A 20,145-nucleotide genomic window follows, 5' to 3' on the forward strand; every position below is an offset into this window, starting at 1 on the left:
AATTAGCTTTTAATTGAAAGATACTGAGATCAAAGCAATAAAAGTTACAAAAAATTTAAGTGGTTGTTTGATTAAGTTCAATCATTAAATTTTGCATGAGAGGAATTAACTGATGTTACCGGATTGGTTATCTAAAAACTTACCTAAGCAGAAAAAAGTTGATGATTTTCATGAATCTCTAATCTTTAATCTTGATAATCTCAATAAATGGTTACAAGACTTATTTAAGGTGCGGGAAGTCGTGTCTGTAATGACCTACGAAAATGCTTTCAAGTATTTTGTGACAGAGCGACCATCCGACCCAGAAGCAGAAGTTAAAAGGGGAGCGATTCTAAAGCAACATCACCAACAAGGTTATTATTTAGCTCAAGTTTTTCTTGATAGTTATAATAATGTTCTTTGTCAAGCTAATGGAAAACCCTATGGTCGTCAATTAGTTGCTAGAGAGCTTGATGAAGAGTTGCGGGATATTTTTGGTGATAAAGATTTAATTATTGTGGAGTAAAAAAGTATGTTTGACCCCATTTCACTTTTGATTCGTGGCGTAATATTTGCAATGGCAGCTTGTGAAATTGTTTATTATGCTTACCTTACCTGGACAATAGTTGTTAATTGGTTTCAAGACAATGAACATCTTGCTACTCAACCTAATAATGTAGCTGCAACTATCAAGACAAAACTAGATAGTGGAGAACATGTTGTTGTTCAGGGTATTTTTAATAAGAAAACTGGTGATACTGTAGAAACACGTACTATTAAGTACGATCAACTCGATTCAGATATTAGAGATGCTCACCGAGGAAGTGAAGTTGTTATTTGGCAATAGAATCACATACAAGTTTTTAAAACATTGGTATTTGTCAAATGAAAGTATCTCAAAATATCGTAATCCAGGGTATCCCCAATAATGTACCTGAAGATATTGCTGCTCTTTTTCGTTCTCGAATTTTAAATGCTGTAAATAAATTAGTTGATGAAACAAGTTTAGAGAAAATCAATATAATTGTAACAACTGCTTCGGAAGCAAGAAATATAGATGAAGGAAATTCTATAAAAAAAACCGAAGCTGATAATCAAAAATCAAATAATCATGATTTATCAGTCGAAGAACGTGCTGGTAAATACAAAGCTGCACAACCACTATTTGATTTTGAACAGTTAGTCATCACTGAAGAAGTGAAAGATGACCTTTTGCTAGCAGTTGACTTAATTAAGTTAGAAGCTCAGGTTTTTGATGATTGGGGTTTGAGACAAATAGAACCTTTTCCCCGGACTGCATTAAATTTTTACGGTTCACCAGGTACTGGAAAAACTTTATCTGCACATGCAATAGCTTCTAAAATCAAACGACCAATTTTAGCTGCTAGTTATGCTCAAATTGAGAGTATGTATCACGGTGAAGGTCCGAAGAATCTGGAGGCAATTTTTCTTGCAGCAGAAAGAGATAATGCTTTGCTATTTATTGATGAAGCTGATTCTTTACTTTCCAAGCGACTTACAAATGTAACGCAAGGTTCAGAACAAGCTATCAGTAGCTTGCTTCCCCGTTCGCGGAGCGTCCCGTAGGGAAGGATTACGCCACAATATTTATTAATAGCTATTTAGTCATTAATAAATATTGCAAAAAATTTACAAATAATTGAGCAAATACTTTTATACACAGTAAATAATTACAAAGAAATATTTCGTTTTTTATATCAATTTGTGTCAGATACACGATAAAATTCCCACTGGGCAAGCGTTTTCTGATAAAAAACAGATATTGCCTAAATATCACAAGTTACCTGTGGCTGATGATGCCGCTAGGAACTTCGAGTAGAGAACACGCATCAAAGGAGCCGAAGAAGCATGTTCACCCACGTCAAGTCCACCATTAGACACATTGCGCCTGATGACTTACGCGGACGTAATTTAATCAAGGTGGTCTATGTCGTGCTAGAGTCCCAGTACCAAAGTGCTTTGTCGCAAGCGGTTCGCACGATTAACGCGAACAATCCCGACTTGGCGATTGAAATCAGTGGGTACTTGATTGAGGAACTCCGCGACCCAGAGAATTACCAGGAGTTCAAACGAGAAATTGAGAGTGCGAATATCTTCATCGCTTCTCTCATTTTCATCGAAGACTTAGCACAGAAAGTAGTAGCAGCAGTAGAACCACACCGCGATCGCTTGGACGTTTCCGTTGTCTTTCCCTCGATGCCAGAAGTAATGCGCCTGAGTAAAATGGGCAGCTTTTCCCTGGCACAGTTGGGTCAGTCAAAAAGTGCGATCGCCCAATTTATGCGGAAACGCAAAGAAAAATCCGGTGCGGGATTCCAAGATGGAATGCTAAAGCTTTTGCGAACACTCCCGCAAGTGCTGAAGTTCCTACCAATGGAAAAAGCCCAGGATGCCCGAAATTTCATGCTCAGTTTTCAGTATTGGCTAGGTGGTTCTCCAGAAAATCTGGAAAACTTCTTGCTGATGCTAGCTGATAAATACGTATTTAAAGATTTAGAGAAACAAAATTTTGCACCTTCTACATACGAACAGCCGGTGGTTTATCCCGATTTAGGGATTTGGCATCCTTTGGCTCCCAGTATGTTTGAGGATGTCAGAGAGTACCTCAATTGGTATACAGCTCGTAAGGATATTTCTAGCGATCTCAAAGATCCCCTAGCTCCTTGTGTCGGGTTAGTATTGCAACGCACTCACCTAGTTACAGGGGATGATGCCCATTATGTCGCAATGGTGCAGGAGTTGGAAGCAATGGGCGCACGGGTATTACCTGTGTTTGCTGGTGGTTTGGATTTCTCCAAGCCTGTGGATGCCTACTTCTACGAACCAATTACCAAAATACAGTTAGTAGATGCAGTGATATCGCTGACTGGTTTTGCTTTAGTGGGTGGCCCAGCTAGACAAGATCATCCCAAAGCAATTGAATCACTCAAACGCTTAAACCGTCCTTATATGGTGGCGTTACCCTTAGTTTTCCAAACCACAGAAGAGTGGATGGATAGCGATTTAGGGTTACATCCGATTCAAGTAGCTTTGCAAATTGCGATTCCCGAATTGGATGGGGCAATTGAGCCGATTGTCTTATCAGGTAGGGATGGGACTACAGGGAAAGCGATCGCACTGCGCGATCGGGTTGAAGCTGTCGCCGAACGCGCCTTAAAATGGGCAAACCTCCGTCGCAAGCCGAAACTGGATAAAAAAGTCGCCATCACCGTTTTCAGCTTCCCGCCAGATAAAGGCAACGTCGGAACCGCCGCTTACTTGGATGTATTCGGCTCCATCTACGAGGTAATGAAAGCCCTCAAAAATAACGGCTACGACTTACCAGAATTACCAGAATCAGCCGAAGCGCTGCTGCAAGAAGTCATCCATGACGCTCAAGCGCAGTACAACAGCCCAGAACTGAACGTTGCTTACAAAATGTCGGTTCCTGAGTATGAGGCGCTGACCCCATACTCTCACCGCTTAGAGGAAAACTGGGGCCCACCTCCTGGACATCTCAACAGCGATGGGCAAAACTTGCTGATTTATGGTAAGCAATTCGGTAACGTCTTCATCGGTGTCCAACCCACATTTGGTTACGAAGGCGACCCGATGCGGCTGTTGTTCTCCCGTTCAGCTAGTCCTCACCACGGTTTTGCTGCTTACTACACTTACCTAGAGCAAGTTTGGCAAGCTGATGCTGTACTGCATTTTGGTACACACGGTTCCTTGGAATTCATGCCAGGTAAACAGATGGGGATGTCTGGTGATTGTTATCCAGATAACTTGATTGGCTCAATTCCCAACTTGTATTACTACGCAGCCAATAATCCGAGTGAGGCGACAATTGCCAAACGCCGGAGTTATGCCGAAACAATTTCTTACTTGACACCGCCGGCAGAAAATGCTGGTTTGTATAAAGGTTTGAAGGAACTCAGCGAATTAATTGCTTCCTACCAAACCTTAAAAGATAGTGGACGCGGTGTTTCCATTGTCAACAGCATCATGGATAAATGCCGGATCGTGAATCTGGATAAGGATATTAACCTGCCAGAAACCGATGCCAGAGACATGAGTACCGATGAGCGGGATAATATTGTTGGCAACGTCTACCGCAAGTTGATGGAAATCGAGTCACGGTTGTTGCCTTGTGGGTTGCACGTTATTGGTAAACCGCCAAGTGCAGAAGAGGCGATCGCAACTCTGGTTAATATTGCTAGTCTAGATCGTCAAGAAGAAGGACTTCAAGGCTTGCCGGGAATTATCGCTAACAGCATTGGGCGTAATATTGATGATATTTACCAAAGTAACGACAGAGGCATTTTAGAAGATGTCCAGTTATTGCAAGATATCACTTTGGCGACCCGTGCAGCAGTTACTGCCCTTGTTCAAGAGCAAATCGACGCGGAAGGACGAGTTTCTCTGGTTTCCCGGTTGAATTTCTTCAACATGGGCAAAAAAGAACCTTGGGTAGAATCATTGCATAAAGCAGGTTATCCCAAAGTTGACACCGCAGCCCTCAAACCCCTATTTGAGTATTTGGAATTCTGCCTGCAACAAGTTTGTGCCGACAACGAACTAGGAGCATTACTCAGAGGCTTGGAAGGTGAATACATCCTACCTGGCCCTGGTGGCGATCCCATCCGCAACCCGGATGTATTGCCCACAGGTAAGAATATCCATGCCCTCGATCCCCAATCCATCCCAACAACAGCAGCAGTACAATCAGCCAAAATCGTTGTAGATCGGCTTTTGATCCGTAACAAGGCAGAAAACGAAGGAAAATGGCCAGAAACCATCGCCTGCGTCCTCTGGGGAACCGATAACATCAAAACTTACGGTGAATCCCTGGCGCAAATTATGTGGATGGTGGGCGTGCGTCCAGTTCCCGATGCTTTGGGACGGGTGAACAAGTTGGAATTGATATCTTTAGAAGAGTTGGGACGCCCCAGAATAGATGTGGTAATCAACTGTTCTGGTGTATTCCGCGATTTGTTCATCAACCAAATGAACCTGCTAGATCAAGGTGTGAAAATGGCAGCCGAGGCAGATGAACCCTTAGATATGAACTTTGTTCGCAAACACGCTTTGCAACAAGCTGAGGAAATGGGAATTAATCTGCGTCAAGCAGCAACGCGCGTTTTCTCCAATGCTTCTGGTTCCTACTCCTCAAATATCAACTTGGCGGTAGAAAACAGCACTTGGGATAGCGAAGCCGAGTTGCAGGAAATGTATCTCAACCGGAAATCCTTCTCCTTCAATTCCGATAACCCCGGAATCATGGACGAATCGCGCGGTATTTTTGAAAGCACATTGAAAACTGCTGATGCAACTTTCCAAAATCTCGATTCTTCGGAGATTAGCTTAACGGACGTTTCCCACTACTTCGACTCAGATCCCACCAAGCTTGTGGCAAGTCTGCGCGGTGATGGTAAAAAGCCAGCATCTTATATTGCAGATACAACCACAGCTAACGCTCAAGTGCGGACATTATCGGAAACCGTGCGTTTGGATGCGCGTACCAAATTGTTAAATCCCAAATGGTATGAGGGGATGCTGTCACACGGTTACGAAGGTGTGCGCGAACTCTCCAAGCGGTTGGTGAATACAACAGGTTGGAGTGCGACAGCTGGCGCTGTGGATAACTGGATTTACGAGGATACTAACGAAACCTTCATCAAAGATGAAGAAATGCAGAAACGGTTGTTGAACCTTAATCCCCATTCTTTCCGCAAGATTGTATCAACTTTGTTAGAAGTGAATGGACGCGGTTATTGGGAGACTAGCGAGGATAATTTAGATCGTCTGCGCGAGTTGTACCAAGAAGTTGAAGACCGAATTGAAGGGATAGAATAGGATTACATGGGCAGGCGTTATGCCTGCCTTAACTTTTGAATCCGAGATATGACTATGAATGCTTTAACCGTCAACCTTCAATCAGTATTGGAACTGACAGATGAGCAGTTTTTTAATCTATGTCAGGCAAACCGTGACTTGAGGTTTGAACGCACTGCAACCGGAGAATTAATTATCATGCCACCAACCGGGGGAGAAACCGGAAATCGTAATGGTAGACTAAATCAACAATTATTTAATTGGTCAGATACTGATGCTACTGGCATCGCTTTTGATTCTTCTACTTGTTTTAAATTACCTAATGGTGCAGATCGTTCACCTGATGCTTCTTGGACAAAGTTAGAACGATGGGATGCTTTAACTGAAGAAGAAAAACAAAAGTTTCCTCCCATTTCTCCTGATTTTGTAATTGAGTTACTTTCGCCAAGTGATAGTTTGAAAGTAGCTCAGGAAAAGATGAGGGAATACATAGGTAATGGTGTGCGTTTGGGTTGGTTAATTAATCGTAAATCGCGGCAAGTGGAGATTTATCGGCAAGGACAAGAGGTTGAGGTGTTGGAATCGCCTGTTACTTTGTCAGGAGAAGATGTTTTGCCGAGATTTATTTTAAACTTAGAAGCGATTTGGTAATAGTTAATAACTTGAGTAAATTGGCTATCAAAATTTAATATAATGTGATTTAGAGCAAGAGGTGATTTTCCAATAGATAAATTAACTCGATATCGCCAGCTTGTACAACAGATATTACAGGAATATAGTGAGCAAAAACCCGCTTACGGAAATATAGAAGTTGAAACAATTTTTGATACAGAACGTGACCATTATCAAATAGTTAATGTAGGCTGGGAAGGTCAAGACTGGGTACATAGTTGTATTATTCATATTGATATTAAGGGTGGAAAAATTTGGCTTCAGTGGAATGGTACAGAAGATGATATTGCAGCTAATTTGGTAGCTGCGGGAGTTCCCAAAGATGACATTGTGTTAGGTTTCCAATCTCCTTTTATGAGACAGTTTACAGAATATGCAGTGAGTTAAGAGATGTTTTGAAAATCTCCAAGCGCGATTTATGTAAATTTAGTTCAATCTCAGCTAAGTAAGTGGATACATTAATTATGGATAATTGGCAAGATATTACTGATGATAGATTAGTAAGACCAATACATCCTGGCGAAGTAATTGCAGATATTTTAGATGATTTAGATATTAATGCCGCAAATTTTGCAGAAATTTTAGGAGTATCTAATCAAACAATTCAGGAGATTATTAATGGTCAAAGATCAATTACGGTAGATATAGCAATACGTCTTGGTAAAGCTTTACGAAATAGTCCAAGACTTTGGCTTAATCTTCAGCAAAAAGTTGATCTTTGGGATGCTTTGCAAAGCCATAAAGAAGAATATGAGCAAGTCATGACATTGGTTTATAAGAAATTGTGAAGAATTATTTTTTAATAATTGAAATTTAGAGCAATTTTCAGGTAAATGAACCACATTTTTAAATATCACGCAGAGGCGCAGAGAGTAAGAGTGCAAATTCTTGGTTTATTAAATTTTATAATTTTTGGCTAGGAGAAATACCTATTGATAAATCCATACCAACAGTACGAATTGTATTTGGACGCTTGATAGGATGAAGTTTTGCAATTTCTAGTTCTGGATAGCTATTTTGAGAATAACTGGAATCATCAGCTGATTTCAGCCAGTAAACAAGATAAATACCGTAATTTGTTCCTATCGATTGCATATATTTGGGCAACTGGACAGTTAAACCATGCTCCAAATCATCTGAATTAGCCTTTTTGGCTTCTATTGCTATCTTTCCTAGACCTTTGATATTAGATACTGGCGCAACTACATAAAAATCTACCCTGCCATTGCCAGCAACTGTTTCACATAAAACATCGAAGTTTTTCATCGTTCCGTAAATGCTTAAAAAAGCCGCAACTCCCTTTGTTATATCTGGTTCATTGAGAGGTTTTCGTATTTTTTTATCTACAGGTCTCCAAAAGAGAGTTTCAGAGCCATGCCGTCGAATGTCTTCCTGACAGCAATGAAGACAATCCAAGACAGTAGAAAAAAAATCATCCATATTTGGATAACTATCATTTGAGAGAAGATTTTCTCTCCTTAGAATTGTCACGATTTCAGCCGGAGGTATTGTAATTGGTGTACGAACAGATATCATATGCTGATTCATATCTGTCAATGAACCGTAAGGAACAATACCACATCCTATAGAGTCGGCATTCCACTGCAAAGATACCTGGCATGGTTCGTTTCCCAAATACTGCTCACTATGCTGATATAAATCATTGCGCTTAATAAAAACCATGCCATTGTGAATCTTAGCTTCAAATACGAAATCACGATATGAAAAATTAAAAAGCTGTACTGAATTCCGTAAAAAACCTTCATAAGCGTTAAAATCTATAGTCCCAGCAGGTACACAGAAGTCAGAAAAAGTTAGGCAAGGTCTCATACTAGAGAGTAGTTCCAATGTGACTTCTCCCAGTTGTACTTTGTCAATTTTCATGTATTTTTAGTATAGTTATAATTTTCGGACTGTATCTCTAAATTGTATCGCTGCTTCTACGAGAGACAACGCCGAAGTTACAAACTTGCCTGGATATTTTATTGATAGTGAAACTTAGAAGTAGAACGAGACTGCTCAAGAATTAGGTCTTCCTATTCCTGAATTTAGATAGCGTTTGATGTCTGCCTAATTGATTATAATACCAAGCGCGATGGCACTCTCTCTTCCACAACAGGCGATCGCTTTATTTTTGAGGTTTTAATGCAAGGCTATACCTAGGGTGAGCTTCGCTAATGCACTCTCTCTTCCACAACAGGCGATCGCTTTATTTTTGAGGTTTTCTGTAAGGCTATACCTACGGTGAGCTTCGCTAACGCACTCTCTCTTCCACAACAGGCGATCGCTTTATTTTTGAGGTTTTCTGTAAGGCGATCGCATTGTTTTTGAGGTTTTCTGCAAGGCGTAGGCGTAGCCCGTCGTAGACATCGCACTCATTTTTCCCCAACACGCGATCGCATTATTTTTGAGGTTTTGTGCAAGGCGATGTCTACGGCGGGCAACTCTTAGAGAGGCTACGCCAACGCCTACGCTCTTTTAGCCATCCAAGCATAAAATCGAAATATGACTGTTCATAAAACGGATATGCTAAAAACGCTTTGGGCTACTGTTCGGCAAGGAAAAATAGAACTGCTGGAGTCAGAGGAATTACCGGAAGGAACAAGAGTGCTAGTGACGCTGCTTCCTAATGATGAAACTGAATTTTGGCTTCAAGCCAGTCAAACATCACTCGATGCAGTTTGGGATAAGGCTGAGGATGATGTCTATGCCCAACTACTCTAAAAATAACATCATTTTGGTTCAGTATCCCTTTTCAAATTTGTCTAGTTCAAAAATTAGACCTGCTGTTGTTATAAGTGCGCCACACGTTTCTCAAGACATCCTAATTACACCCTTGACGAGCAAAACTGGAGTATTACTAGAAGGCGAGTTTGTCTTGTTGCTATTGGGAGATAAACGGCTTGATTCAGATACAGCTTATGCGCTGTCCCAAATTATCAAAGCAACGTATCGTTATTTGTTAGAGTGAATGGGCAGCAGCAGGGCTAAACGTGGCTACAGCAGTCAAGAGAGGTTTATATACAGTGCATAAAAGCTTGGTTGTAAAAGTGATTGGCAAGTTAGCTGATGCTGATGCTGAACTGTTAGAGCAATCTTTGCGGTGTTGGTTGGGGTTGTGATAGGAGGTAGCAATAGTATTAGGAACTTCGCAAAATTGAGAATTGAATGCCTAGATAATGCGATCGCTCACTCTTCCACAACAGCGATTGCATTTGCTATATCGGCGATCGCATTTGCTTAAGTAGGGGCGCACAGCTAGCTGTGCATCCCTATACCAAAATCCACGCAGCCTGAAAAAAGTCGCGCTCGCAAAACATCGCATAACGATAAGTGGAATGCACAACAGAATTGGTAACGGCATAATTGTCAACCAAATTTTCTAATTGTTGTGTTAGTGGTTGAAAGTCTGCACTGCTATAAGTACGAATCCAGTCTGCATATTGATGATTAGGAATACCGTTACCAGCCAATTTTTCTCCTAAAAAGGCATACAAACGCATACAAGGAGACATCGCCGCCGCAGTTAAACCCACATCTCCACCCCAAGCAGTTGCTAATAAAAAGTCAGTATAGCGGCGGGTGGCAGATGCAGGTTCCACAGAATGTAAATTGACTCCCCACCCAGAAGCATAGCCACTATGCAACCGCAGTTCTTCTAAAACTCCACTAGCTAAGTTATGAAATGTGGTGAAACCTAACCAATCTGGTGCTTTAGCTGCGGCAATACTGTAGGCACGGGCAAAAGCTTCTAAGAAAAAAGCATCTTGCCCTACGTAGTAAGCAAATTTAGCTTGCTCAAGAGTAGCATCGCCAATGCCTTGAACGAAAGGATGCTCTAGGCAAGCTTGGGCCAAGTCTTGATTTGCTGCCCATAATTCCTGAGATAAAGTCATTTGTTAGTTGTTATTGGTCATCTGTTATTATCCCCTTCAAAAAGGGAAAAACTGAAGCAAGACTGAGCCAATACTTCCCAAAAAGTCAACGAAACTGGGGCTACCAGTACTTACCTTTTCATTGACGGGTGTTTGCAGTTCTTTGATAAAAGCTTGGGCTGTTAGCGTTCCAGTGCTGTTGTTTTGGGATGTAAACAATTTTTCCGCAATTTGGGCATCTTGGAATGCACCTTGTCTATCTAGTATTTGGTAACGGGCGACACCACGAGCTAGATAAGCATCCGCATATTCTGGTTTAATAGCGATCGCTTGATTAAAATAACCGATTGCTTGCTGTTGGTTGCCTTTTTGTCCTTCTGCTACACCCCAAGCATAAAACTCTTTTGCGGAAGCAATTTGTAATGGTATCCCAACTGCACCCTGAAAGTTAGCACCATTCAGGTAAGCACCAGTAAATTCTGCATTTGCTAAATAAGTATTTCTCAAATCAGCACCCGCCAAATTTGCCCCACTAAATTTAGCTTCGCTCAAGTTAACACCAAATAAACTAGCGCCACTCAAGTTTGCACCCCGTAAATCTGCGCCACTCAAGTTTGCACGGCTGAGGTTAGCACCTGTGAGATTAGCACCGCTCAAATTTGCTCCAGATAAGTCAGCCATCACTAAACCTGCACTCGTCAAATCACAGTTTTGACATTGTTTAGTTGCTAATAACTGTTTAACATGTTCATAATTTGCTGCTTGTACGGTTGTTATCAAACTAATCGTGGTTAAAAATGCAGCTGCACCTAGAATTTGTTTTTTCATATTTGTGTAATATTTCTTACTCAATACCAACATTAACTGAGACGGATTTATACCTCAGCATTATGATATGAGCAATCTCAACAATTTGCCCTCTGTAGTTGCCTATATCACTTATAAATTGGCGATACCTTTGCTGCGGAACCCTACGCTAAAGGATTGTAGAAAAGTAGTCAAGCGATCAATTGAGCCAATATTAAGACTGATAACTCCGGTAATCATGGTAAACGAGGAGCATTCGTCAAGAAAAATGATACACTCCACGATAGGCAAAACTGATGTCACAAAACTAAACTTACTGCAAAACATTGCTTCAAAGAAAGCATCTGTAACATCCAAATAATTAGCATTTTTTGCAATCAAGTAAATCAGTCCAGTAGTATCTCAGCCTAAAGTTTGCCCTGAAAACTCGACTAGCCATTGTCATCAGGGATACTCTCACTCAGGAACAAAATCATAGTTTTGCTTTTGTATACCCTGATTTTAAAGAAATATGAGACTATAGAAACATTAAGACGGTCAGAAAAACGTGAGTCAGCAAGACAAACTCTTAGAAAAAATTATCTCTGGGACTTCTGATACAGACATCCCTTTCGCTCAACTGTGGCAACTTTTATATAAACTAGGCTTTGATGAGCGGATTCGTGGCGACCATCGTATTTTTATCAAAGCCGATGTTGAGGAAATATTGAACCTGCAACACAAAAGAGGAAAAGCCAAAAGCTATCAAATTAAACAAGTTCGGGCAGTGATTCTCAAGTATAAGCTAGGAAGTAAAAATGATGTTTCGGTATGAAATTATTCTCTACTGGAGTGAATTAGATCAAGCCTTTATTGCTGAAGTACCAGAATTATCAGGCTGTGCTGCTGACGGTGATACTTATCAAGAAGCCCTGCATAATGTAGAATTAGTTATGCAGGAATGGATAGAAACGGCTAAGGATTTGGGGCGTCCAGTTCCTGAAGCTAGACCACGTTTGATGTACATTTAATTGATACACAAGCTAAGTAAAACTGATTTTTTAGCATCATCAAAAATGTTTGACACGCCCTAGATACGGATAAGAAAAATTTTCACTATAGCGATCGCTCCTTTGTATGCAATACACTTTCATCTCTCTCCTAAAAACCTAGCTTGATAAGACTTCCCTCGTTCCCAGTCTCCGACTGGGAATGCATTCATTGAGTCTCTGACTCAATATCTGACTGGAGGCAGCAGCCCCTAATCAGGCATTCCCAGTCGGAGACTGGGAACGAGATAAACGAGAGAACAATGGGAATTATTCACGCCCACTTACTTAGTTACTAGCAACCTTACAAATCACCATAATATATGATTTGTATTTGTCAGAAAAATTGCTTTGTTGGGTTGCGCTTTGCTTAACCCAACAAAGCCCCGGAAATGTTGGGTTTCGTTCCTCAACCCAACCTACGCAGTTTAAGGGTTTTTGCGTTAACCCAAGCGTATTGAGTTATACCCAATTTGCTGTAGGTTCGCTGTTTTGGAAATGACAGAGGAAATCGAATTGAAAAGCTTAGTTACTAGCAACCTGACAAATCACCATAATATGTGATTTGTATTTGTCAGTATTATAGTGAAGAAGTTGTAGTCCAGAACGTTCTATTTCTTGCAAAAGTTTAGGCATTTCATACTTGTGATGTCGCCAAATAGTAATCTCTTCACCTTCAGAGATTTCAATCTTTTTATCTATCCCCATCTGACTAAAATTTATAGTGTAATCATGACGGAGTTTCAGATTAGCAACTATACTATCTGTTTTTAAATCATACTTTCTTACTAATTCGCAATCTTCAGATTTAATCCCAATCTTATTTTTAACCCACCCATATATTTCTTCTACATGATACTTGCAGCCACCTCTAACTATTCCATCCCATTGAGAGTTAGAACCAGTTTCGTTGGTGAATACCAGAAAATCGTTTTTCCCCATGCTATCTCTAAAATTTTTGAGTACCTCATCTCTATTTTGATGATTCCCAATGGTAACTCCTAAGTGTAAAAAGATTTTTGCTGTGTCGTCAATTTCCAGACTAGCTGGATTTTGGAATAAAATTTTGGGTACACAACTATTTTCTATATCAATTGGGGAACTAATAAACTCAACGAAAGGAAACCATTTTTTAAAATTATTTCTGGATACATGAAGTAATTCTTCACTAATATCTAAGGCAATATATTTATTCACCTTTCCTAATTTATTCAGTCTGCGGATAAATTTTTTAACTGGATAGGAATTTCCTGCACCAACGTCTACAATATTGACTTTTTTGCCAGGTTTTATATTGTTATTTAGACATTGAAAACTATCTTTTAAAAGGTCAATTTCTACATTTGATCTTCCATACCATCTAGGAATAATATATTTTAGATAAAAATCGTTCCAAATTGTTGCACCTCTACCTTTATAAGAATACTTTAGAGGTATTTCTCGTCTGACTTCTAATGCATGAATCATCCCTAAAACTTCTTCTTCAGAAAAAAGAGAGTAGAACTCAGAACTTGGCTTTGCTGTGCGACTGATAGCAGATGAAATATCTAAGGGAAGTTGGGAATTGCTATGAAAATTTTGAGCCATTATTCTTGTTCTTTGGTTTTTTTCGGTCTTGAAATTGATTAGCCGCAATGCTTGCTAGAAATGTATTCTCCCATACCACTGTCCCAAAACTTGAAATTTTAATCACAAATAATTTGCCGCAAGTCATACAGTATTTAATCAAAAACAACATAAACCTTGCTACTCTTCTTTTGGCAGAGATGCTATGCTAACGGGAAAGCTCCGCAAACGTCGTTCCTCTTCGCAATTACATATTAGATTTAATTATGTCTGCCTACTTACATTATGGTAGATAATTCCCAAGAGCCAAAAGAGCATGATATATCTCTGTGCGGTCATTCTAAATTCCCAGCAGACGGTGTAGTTTTGGGAGAACTTGAAAGAATTAACCAGTTGATGGCGTATGGAAGGATTGAGCAAAAAATTGATGCTCTTCTGGATGCTTTTGAATATGGTCAAGCTGGCTTAGAAATAATTATTCATTCGTTGCATGACTCTTCAAGAGAAGTGAGGGAAGCTGCCTATTTTCTACTTCAAGAAAGTACAGAATTGTCAGCAAAAGAGGTATTACAAGAATATATACCCTATGAATTTTTTAAATGCCTTCATGCATGGAATGGGGAAACTGTAATGTCTTTGTGTTTTTCAATCAGTTCAGATTGGAAAACTCTAGTAAGTGTTGATAATGGAAAGTGCAACCTTTGGGATTTAAGAACAGGTCACCTAATACGCACTTTGGATATAGATTTACCAAATGATGATGTTGATGATGTTACTGATTATGTTAATATCGCTTTCATTTCTGATACGCAAACACTTCTCATTTCATCTGAAGGTATAGTAAGTGTATGTTTAATTAGGGGAGAAAAAATACATACGCTTGAAGGCTCCGCACCTGTGGCTTTCAGCACAGATGCTAAAGTTATCGTTAGTGGAGGTGCAGACAATACAATCATTGTGTGGGATTTACAAACGGGTGAAAAACTTTGCATACTGGAAGGTCATTCATCTCGAATTGTAGACATTGCTATCAGCCCAGATGGCCAAACTATTGTCAGTTCCAGTGACGTTAGTAGTTACTTTGCTAACGATACTACTATCAAAGTCTGGGGAGTGTGATAATACTAACACCCTAGATGGACTAGCCAACCAGTTTTATACAATCAAAGTAGGTGATAATTTTCCAAAGATACAGGGGTAAATACCATTGGTTCAGCTACCAGAACTTCAGGAAACTTCGTCAATCAAGTCAACCCAGCGTGTGCTTAAGAGTTTAAGCACTTACCGATGGACTTCACTGGGAGCATTAGTCAGCTTATTGCTGTTAACGATCGCCAACGCTATTACCCCACAACTATTTCGGTGGGGAATTGATCAGGGGATCACGCCAAAAAACCTCCAAATTGTGCTATACAGCGCCGCCTGGATGGTAGTAGCGGCGATCGCTCGTGGGGTATTTAATTTTGGACAAAGCTATCTAGCAGAAGCAGTGTCTCAGGGTGTTGCTTATGACCTGCGGAACAAAATTTTTAGCAAAATTCAAAATCTCAGTTTCAGCTATCATGACCAGGCGCAGACTTCCCAACTACTAACCCGTGTCACCAGCGACATTGAGCAGATTCGTACCTTTGTTGGCACTAGCTTAATTCAGGTCGTCGGTTCAATTGTGACATTGGTGAGTATTTCGGTACTTTTGCTGGTGATGAACTGGCAATTAGCCCTAATTACCCTCACAGTAGTGCCCATTTCCGCATGGTTAATGGCGCGATTCATCAGCCGAAATAACAAACTTTTTCGGCAAGTACAAGAGCAACTGAGCAACCTCAATGCTGTATTGCAAGAGAACTTGCTAGGAATCCGGGTAGTGAAAGCCTTTGTGCGGGAGTCAACTGAAAGGTCGCGTTACACGACACTGAATGATGGCCTAGTCAAGGCAAACATGAAAACCATTAGCGCCATCCGTGATACCTTTCCGTTGATCTTTTTACTGAGTAATTTGGTAACACTGGCAGTTTTCGGCTATGGGGGAGCGCAGGTGATTGGGCGCAGATTTTCCATTGGGGAACTGGTGGCGTTTAACTCCTACCTAGCGTTGATACTCCAACCGATTTTGTTAATTGGATTTGCCGCACCCGCGATCGCTCAATCAGCTGCTTCTGCGGAAAGAGTCTACGAAGTTGTAGACGCAGAGGTAGAAATTCGCGATCGCCCCGGTGCTGTCCCATTTGACACCTGTGGGGGTAGAATTACCTTTGAAAATGTTTCCTTTCGCTATCCAGGAGCGACAACCGAAACTCTCAAAGAAGTTTCCTTTGAAACCAAGCCCAACGAGCTAATCGCCGTTCTCGGAATGACTGGTTCGGGGAAAAGCACAATTATGAACCTGATTCCCCGCTTTTACGATGTCACAAAGGGAGCAGTTCGCATTGACGGACGAGATATAAAAAGTTTCACACTCAAAAGCCTCAGATCGCGTATTGGTATTGTATTTCAGGAAACCACCCTTTTCTCTGGCACAATCCGCGAAAATATTGCCTACGCCAAACCCGATGCCACCTTAGAGCAGGTGATTGAAGTTGCCAAAACTGCCCAAATGCACGATTTTATTAGCGGTCTACCCGATGGCTACGAGACGATTGTGGGTGAACGGGGCGTGGGCTTATCTGGTGGACAAAAACAACGAATTGCGATCGCTCGTACCTTACTAACCGATTACAGCATTCTGATTCTTGATGACAGTACCTCAGCGGTAGATGCAAAGACTGCTGCCCAAATTCAAGCCGAACTAGACCACTTAATGCGCCAAAAAGCTTGTACAACCTTTGTAGTAGCTCAACGTATTAGCACCGTCCAGAATGCCGATCGCATTTTTCTTATGGATAAAGGACGATTGGTAGCACAAGGTACTCACGAGGAATTGATGCAAACCAGCCCACTCTACGGTGTGATTTTGGAATCTCAGGTAAAGCCGAAGCAAAAAAATGATCCCAAGTTAGGATAATTACTCTGGCTGGAAATTTTGAACCAGCCTTGTAAAAAAGACTTTTAATCCAAAATCCAAAATCTAAAATCCAAAATTTTTATGAGAGGCACTATTCCCGTTGTTGCATCTGAGCAGACGAGTCAGCAACTTTCCACCCTGCGGCGCTTTTTGCAATACGTGCTACTCTATCGCAAAGAAATTCCCATCGCCCTGACATTAGTATTAATTGGTGCCATAACCCAAGCAGTTGGGCCATTCTTTATCGGCTGGTCGATCGATCATCTGATTGCACAAGGGAATTTGCAAGGACTGCTGATGTTGTTAGGGCTACTAGGGCTGAACTATGGACTTGGTGTGTTGGCAATTCGGGGTCAAATTATTCGAGTCGGCTGGATTATGCAGCGATTACTGGCTCAACTGAGGCAAGATATTTTCATTAAAATCCAAAGTCTACCACTCAGCTTTTTTGACCGCAGCGAAGCAGGCGATTTAATGAGCCGATTGCTGAATGATGTCAATACTGTGAATCAAGCATTTGGACTGACGATCGCCCAAATGCTGGGCAACACTTTCAGTTTGGTTGGCATTGTAATTGCAATGCTCTCAATCAACCTGCAACTTGGTTTGTTGAGCAACCTGGTTGTACCACTGATGATTTTTACCACAAGCTTATTTGCACGTTGGGCAAGAGCCAGATTTCGCGTCACCCGACAAACTATTGGGGAGCTTTCGGCCAAGTTAGAAGAAGATATTGGCAGCGTGCGAGAAGCACAGGCATTTAATCGTGTACAGATGAATATTGAAGAATTTGACATTCTTAACGCTGCCAATAGAGATGCCAACGTTGAGGCTGTGGCAATTACTTCAGCCTTTTTGCCCTCCATCGATTTTCTCAACACACTAGCAACCGCAGGCGTGTTAGCTTATGGCGGTTATCTGGCGGTAACAGGAGCTGCAACAGTGGGTGTGGTGACATCCTTTTTACTTTACGTCCAGCAATTCTTCCGCCCGATCCAAATTCTCAGCCAGTTTTACACCCAAGCTCAATCTGCCTTCGCTGGATTAGAGCGAATCTTTCTATTATTAGATGAACCGTCAGAACTCAAAGATGCACCCGATGCCACAGAAATGCCGCCTATTCAAGGTGAGGTGACATTCGAGAATGTGAAGTTTGGCTATAACCCAGATCAACTAGTTCTCAAAGGAGTGAATTTGCACGCCTATCCAGGGCAGATGGTTGCGTTAGTAGGGCAGACCGGTTCGGGAAAAAGTACAATTATTAACTTGATTTTGCGCTTCTACGATGTATCTGGCGGTGCAGTGAAAATTGATGATATTGATGTGCGTAGTGTTACTCAAGCAAGTCTGCGGCGTCAAATTGGCATCGTCCTGCAAGACAATATTCTGTTCAGCGGCACCGTCGCCGAAAACATTGCCTTTGGCGCTCCTTACGCCACCCAAGCTGATATCGAAGAGGCTGCACAACTAGCAAATGTGCATGAGTTCGTTACCTCACTACCACAGGGTTATACAACTCAATTGGGTGAACGGGGCGCACCCCTCAGTCAAGGACAGCGACAACTAATCAGTATTGCGCGTGCGGTATTAATTAATCCCCGAATTTTGATTCTTGATGAAGCCACCAGCAGCATTGACACGCGTACAGAAGCGCTAGTGCAAAGTGCGATCGCTCGCTTGCTCCAAGGTCGTACCAGTTTCGTAATTGCCCACCGTCTCAGTACAGTTACCCAGGCAGATCAGGTATTAGTAATTCAGCAGGGACAAATTGTAGAACAGGGCACTCACGCCGAACTCGTCAATCATCAGGGTGTCTATGCCAACCTCTATGCTCTGCAACTGGGTGCAGCAGACACAATGGTTCTTCAAAATGAAAAGTAAAATATATATAGCGAGAATTTACCAATTGTCAGCAAAAGAATGAAGCTACCTAACCTCGATTCACAAACCATCGATCGGATCATCGAAATGGCATGGGAAGATAGAACATCTTTTGATGCTATTGAGGCTCAGTTTGGGCTACTGGAGAAACAGGTAATCGCCCTAATGAGGCGCGAAATGAAAGAATCTAGTTTCAAGATGTGGCGAGAGCGAGTCACCAAACGCAATACAAAGCATTTATCTCAGCGAGAATTTATTGCAGGTCGGTTTAAATCGCACAATCAAAAAACTTAAGTAATTGGGTAAGCGACGCCGATAGCGAAGCGGTAGCGAGTCATCGAGCGTCATAGCCCGTCGTAGACATCGCTATGATGTGATATGTTCAAGTGAACTACTCAGACTTGGCTTCGCCTGAAGTCTGAGCTTCCCAATTCATCGGGAATAGCCATCAATTACTCCGTAGTTTTTTTGGTCTGACATTCCCTCCAAGGGCAGGAGTCCTGGTTCCCAAGACCCAAATCTTTCTCTTACGACATATACCTATTAGCTTGCTTTTCGCTTGTGGCATTGATGGTCAAGATATTACCTATGTTACCAGAAAATCCTGGGGATTCGTCATACATCCAAAATTTGTTTTTGCACAGCAAAAAATCAATTCCAGATGCAATCCTCATCCCCCGCTCACAATCCCCATCTTAGGAGTACCTTGTTCGCGTTAGCGTCTCGCAGAGAAGATGGGGACTTCCGCGATACGTTAAAATATCTAAAATGCTGTAGAAGAAATAAGCCTGTGTTACGCGCTTCGCGTTGCCGCAGGCATCGCTTGCACCAATTGAGTGAAAACTACCAAATTCACCAAGCACAATGACGAAAGTTACACTCTACATTGCAGCTAGTTTGGATGGCTACATTGCTCGAAATGATGGCGGAATTGATTGGCTATCAATCCTTGATACAGACGGTGAAGACTACGGTTACAGTGCTTTCTACGAATCGATTGATGCTATCGTCTTAGGTAGCAAGACATATCAAGTAGGGCTTGGTTTTGATCAATGGCCTTATCCGGGAAAGAAATCCTTCGTTTTCACCCAGCGCCATCTCCAATCTGACCGTGATGACGTTGTGTTTGTTTCTGACCCAGTAAAACAGGCGTTAGCAAATATAGAGGCTCAAGGCTTAGAAAACATCTGGCTAGTTGGTGGCGGAGCATTAATCAATTCGTTTCTTCAGCACCGCTTGATTGACGAATATATTATTTCAACTATTCCAATTATCTTAGGTGGCGGTATATACCTTTTCCCATCACCTACCCCTGAAGAAAAATTGGAGCTGATTAACTCAAAACAATACCCAGGTGGTTTACTTCAAGCACATTATAGGTCAATACACTTGAGTTAAGGGATTTCCAACAAATAAACTATCCAATCTTGTGGGGTGAGACACCCACCCCACAAGAAATTATTGGATGTTTTTTTATTTGGAAGTCCCTAAGAAGAATACT

General features: G+C 41.4%; 22 protein-coding genes. 17 read left to right on the top strand and 5 right to left on the bottom strand.

Annotated elements, in window-relative coordinates; all coding sequences use genetic code 11:
• The first annotated feature begins 112 nt into the window (after window positions 1-112).
• The 7 genes from V7K62_RS19580 (at window position 113) to V7K62_RS19610 (ending at window position 7,274) form a co-directional block, all read left to right on the top strand.
• Window positions 113-505 (top strand): hypothetical protein, encoded by a 393-nt coding sequence (locus V7K62_RS19580; protein WP_334866890.1) that lies wholly within the window; start codon window positions 113-115, stop codon window positions 503-505.
• A gap of 6 nt (window positions 506-511) precedes the next feature.
• Window positions 512-826, top strand: coding sequence for a hypothetical protein (locus V7K62_RS19585; protein WP_334866892.1), 315 nt, complete (start codon window positions 512-514; stop codon window positions 824-826).
• Between the two features lie 38 nt (window positions 827-864).
• Window positions 865-1,566 carry an AAA family ATPase gene (locus V7K62_RS19590; RefSeq protein ID WP_334866894.1) on the top strand — a complete coding sequence of 234 codons (702 nt, stop codon included), beginning with the start codon at window positions 865-867 and terminating at the stop codon, window positions 1,564-1,566.
• A 282-nt stretch (window positions 1,567-1,848) separates the two neighbouring features.
• Window positions 1,849-5,835 (top strand): magnesium chelatase subunit H, encoded by a 3,987-nt coding sequence (locus V7K62_RS19595; RefSeq protein WP_334866896.1) that lies wholly within the window; start codon window positions 1,849-1,851, stop codon window positions 5,833-5,835.
• Between the two features lie 54 nt (window positions 5,836-5,889).
• The gene (locus V7K62_RS19600) at window positions 5,890-6,465 is read left to right on the top strand and encodes a Uma2 family endonuclease (protein ID WP_334866899.1); all 576 of its coding nucleotides are present in this window, start codon (window positions 5,890-5,892) and stop codon (window positions 6,463-6,465) included.
• A gap of 72 nt (window positions 6,466-6,537) precedes the next feature.
• Complete coding sequence (locus tag V7K62_RS19605) at window positions 6,538-6,873, top strand: XisI protein (RefSeq protein ID WP_334867056.1); 336 nt, start codon at window positions 6,538-6,540, stop codon at window positions 6,871-6,873.
• A gap of 77 nt (window positions 6,874-6,950) precedes the next feature.
• Window positions 6,951-7,274 (top strand): HigA family addiction module antitoxin, encoded by a 324-nt coding sequence (locus V7K62_RS19610; RefSeq protein WP_334866900.1) that lies wholly within the window; start codon window positions 6,951-6,953, stop codon window positions 7,272-7,274.
• Between the two features lie 115 nt (window positions 7,275-7,389).
• Here V7K62_RS19610 and V7K62_RS19615 read toward each other — a convergent pair whose 3' ends face one another.
• Window positions 7,390-8,370, bottom strand: coding sequence for a hypothetical protein (locus tag V7K62_RS19615; protein ID WP_334866902.1), 981 nt, complete (start codon window positions 8,368-8,370; stop codon window positions 7,390-7,392).
• A gap of 370 nt (window positions 8,371-8,740) precedes the next feature.
• The gene (locus V7K62_RS19620; RefSeq protein WP_334866903.1) at window positions 8,741-8,878 is read right to left on the bottom strand and encodes a hypothetical protein; all 138 of its coding nucleotides are present in this window, start codon (window positions 8,876-8,878) and stop codon (window positions 8,741-8,743) included.
• 113 nt (window positions 8,879-8,991) lie between these two features.
• On the opposite strand from V7K62_RS19620, the gene V7K62_RS19625 reads away from it, so the two are divergent.
• From V7K62_RS19625 to V7K62_RS19635, 3 genes are read left to right on the top strand one after another with little or no spacing between them, the layout of a single operon-like run.
• The gene (locus tag V7K62_RS19625; RefSeq protein WP_334866904.1) at window positions 8,992-9,210 is read left to right on the top strand and encodes a hypothetical protein; all 219 of its coding nucleotides are present in this window, start codon (window positions 8,992-8,994) and stop codon (window positions 9,208-9,210) included.
• Window positions 9,194-9,457 carry a hypothetical protein gene (locus tag V7K62_RS19630; protein ID WP_334866905.1) on the top strand — a complete coding sequence of 88 codons (264 nt, stop codon included), beginning with the start codon at window positions 9,194-9,196 and terminating at the stop codon, window positions 9,455-9,457. The genes V7K62_RS19625 and V7K62_RS19630 overlap by 17 nt, the downstream gene beginning before the upstream one ends.
• A 22-nt stretch (window positions 9,458-9,479) precedes the next feature.
• Window positions 9,480-9,608 carry a hypothetical protein gene (locus V7K62_RS19635; protein ID WP_334793899.1) on the top strand — a complete coding sequence of 43 codons (129 nt, stop codon included), beginning with the start codon at window positions 9,480-9,482 and terminating at the stop codon, window positions 9,606-9,608.
• A gap of 150 nt (window positions 9,609-9,758) precedes the next feature.
• On the opposite strand, the gene V7K62_RS19640 is transcribed toward V7K62_RS19635, so the two are convergent.
• Together V7K62_RS19640 and V7K62_RS19645 are read right to left on the bottom strand one after the other, a co-directional pair.
• The gene (locus tag V7K62_RS19640; protein WP_334866907.1) at window positions 9,759-10,382 is read right to left on the bottom strand and encodes a TenA family protein; all 624 of its coding nucleotides are present in this window, start codon (window positions 10,380-10,382) and stop codon (window positions 9,759-9,761) included.
• 36 nt (window positions 10,383-10,418) lie between these two features.
• Window positions 10,419-11,189, bottom strand: a complete 771-nt coding sequence (locus V7K62_RS19645; RefSeq protein WP_334866909.1) for a pentapeptide repeat-containing protein — start codon at window positions 11,187-11,189, stop codon at window positions 10,419-10,421.
• Between the two features lie 526 nt (window positions 11,190-11,715).
• On the opposite strand from V7K62_RS19645, the gene V7K62_RS19650 reads away from it, so the two are divergent.
• Together V7K62_RS19650 and V7K62_RS19655 are read left to right on the top strand one after the other, a co-directional pair.
• Complete coding sequence (locus V7K62_RS19650; protein WP_334866912.1) at window positions 11,716-11,982, top strand: type II toxin-antitoxin system HicA family toxin; 267 nt, start codon at window positions 11,716-11,718, stop codon at window positions 11,980-11,982.
• A complete protein-coding gene (locus V7K62_RS19655) occupies window positions 11,966-12,178 on the top strand; it encodes a type II toxin-antitoxin system HicB family antitoxin (RefSeq protein ID WP_334866915.1) in 213 nt (70 codons plus the stop codon). Before V7K62_RS19650 ends, V7K62_RS19655 begins: the two co-directional genes overlap by 17 nt.
• A 543-nt stretch (window positions 12,179-12,721) precedes the next feature.
• Here V7K62_RS19655 and V7K62_RS19660 read toward each other — a convergent pair.
• The gene (locus V7K62_RS19660; RefSeq protein ID WP_334866917.1) at window positions 12,722-13,783 is read right to left on the bottom strand and encodes an L-histidine N(alpha)-methyltransferase; all 1,062 of its coding nucleotides are present in this window, start codon (window positions 13,781-13,783) and stop codon (window positions 12,722-12,724) included.
• 264 nt (window positions 13,784-14,047) lie between these two features.
• Here V7K62_RS19660 and V7K62_RS19665 point away from each other — a divergent pair, with 264 nt between their 5' ends.
• From V7K62_RS19665 to V7K62_RS19685, 5 genes are all read left to right on the top strand, one after another.
• The gene (locus V7K62_RS19665; RefSeq protein WP_334866919.1) at window positions 14,048-14,881 is read left to right on the top strand and encodes a WD40 repeat domain-containing protein; all 834 of its coding nucleotides are present in this window, start codon (window positions 14,048-14,050) and stop codon (window positions 14,879-14,881) included.
• A gap of 88 nt (window positions 14,882-14,969) precedes the next feature.
• Window positions 14,970-16,763 (top strand): ABC transporter ATP-binding protein, encoded by a 1,794-nt coding sequence (locus tag V7K62_RS19670; protein ID WP_334866921.1) that lies wholly within the window; start codon window positions 14,970-14,972, stop codon window positions 16,761-16,763.
• A gap of 81 nt (window positions 16,764-16,844) precedes the next feature.
• Window positions 16,845-18,644: an ABC transporter ATP-binding protein gene (locus V7K62_RS19675; RefSeq protein ID WP_334866923.1), complete on the top strand. Its 1,800-nt coding sequence runs from the start codon at window positions 16,845-16,847 to the stop codon at window positions 18,642-18,644.
• 39 nt (window positions 18,645-18,683) lie between these two features.
• The gene (locus V7K62_RS19680; protein WP_094351153.1) at window positions 18,684-18,938 is read left to right on the top strand and encodes a TIGR03643 family protein; all 255 of its coding nucleotides are present in this window, start codon (window positions 18,684-18,686) and stop codon (window positions 18,936-18,938) included.
• Window positions 18,939-19,508: 570 nt separating this feature from the next.
• On the top strand, window positions 19,509-20,042 hold the full coding sequence (locus V7K62_RS19685; RefSeq protein ID WP_334866926.1) for a dihydrofolate reductase family protein: 534 nt from the start codon (window positions 19,509-19,511) through the stop codon (window positions 20,040-20,042).
• The last annotated feature ends 103 nt before the right edge of the window (window positions 20,043-20,145 follow it).

Origin of the sequence: Nostoc sp., assembly GCF_036917935.1 — a bacterium.
Taxonomy (GTDB): Bacteria; Cyanobacteriota; Cyanobacteriia; order Cyanobacteriales; family Nostocaceae; genus Nostoc.

Coding starts and splice junctions, on each gene's coding strand:
- V7K62_RS19615 (WP_334866902.1), bottom strand. CDS start 8,370: ATGAAAATTGACAAAGTACAACTGGGAGAAGTCACATTGGAACTACTC.
- V7K62_RS19665 (WP_334866919.1), top strand. CDS start 14,048: ATGGTAGATAATTCCCAAGAGCCAAAAGAGCATGATATATCTCTGTGC.
- V7K62_RS19595 (WP_334866896.1), top strand. CDS start 1,849: ATGTTCACCCACGTCAAGTCCACCATTAGACACATTGCGCCTGATGAC.
- V7K62_RS19660 (WP_334866917.1), bottom strand. CDS start 13,783: ATGGCTCAAAATTTTCATAGCAATTCCCAACTTCCCTTAGATATTTCA.
- V7K62_RS19625 (WP_334866904.1), top strand. CDS start 8,992: ATGACTGTTCATAAAACGGATATGCTAAAAACGCTTTGGGCTACTGTT.
- V7K62_RS19580 (WP_334866890.1), top strand. CDS start 113: ATGTTACCGGATTGGTTATCTAAAAACTTACCTAAGCAGAAAAAAGTT.
- V7K62_RS19645 (WP_334866909.1), bottom strand. CDS start 11,189: ATGAAAAAACAAATTCTAGGTGCAGCTGCATTTTTAACCACGATTAGT.
- V7K62_RS19610 (WP_334866900.1), top strand. CDS start 6,951: ATGGATAATTGGCAAGATATTACTGATGATAGATTAGTAAGACCAATA.
- V7K62_RS19630 (WP_334866905.1), top strand. CDS start 9,194: ATGCCCAACTACTCTAAAAATAACATCATTTTGGTTCAGTATCCCTTT.
- V7K62_RS19680 (WP_094351153.1), top strand. CDS start 18,684: ATGAAGCTACCTAACCTCGATTCACAAACCATCGATCGGATCATCGAA.
- V7K62_RS19585 (WP_334866892.1), top strand. CDS start 512: ATGTTTGACCCCATTTCACTTTTGATTCGTGGCGTAATATTTGCAATG.
- V7K62_RS19640 (WP_334866907.1), bottom strand. CDS start 10,382: ATGACTTTATCTCAGGAATTATGGGCAGCAAATCAAGACTTGGCCCAA.
- V7K62_RS19600 (WP_334866899.1), top strand. CDS start 5,890: ATGAATGCTTTAACCGTCAACCTTCAATCAGTATTGGAACTGACAGAT.
- V7K62_RS19655 (WP_334866915.1), top strand. CDS start 11,966: ATGATGTTTCGGTATGAAATTATTCTCTACTGGAGTGAATTAGATCAA.
- V7K62_RS19685 (WP_334866926.1), top strand. CDS start 19,509: ATGACGAAAGTTACACTCTACATTGCAGCTAGTTTGGATGGCTACATT.
- V7K62_RS19590 (WP_334866894.1), top strand. CDS start 865: ATGAAAGTATCTCAAAATATCGTAATCCAGGGTATCCCCAATAATGTA.
- V7K62_RS19675 (WP_334866923.1), top strand. CDS start 16,845: ATGAGAGGCACTATTCCCGTTGTTGCATCTGAGCAGACGAGTCAGCAA.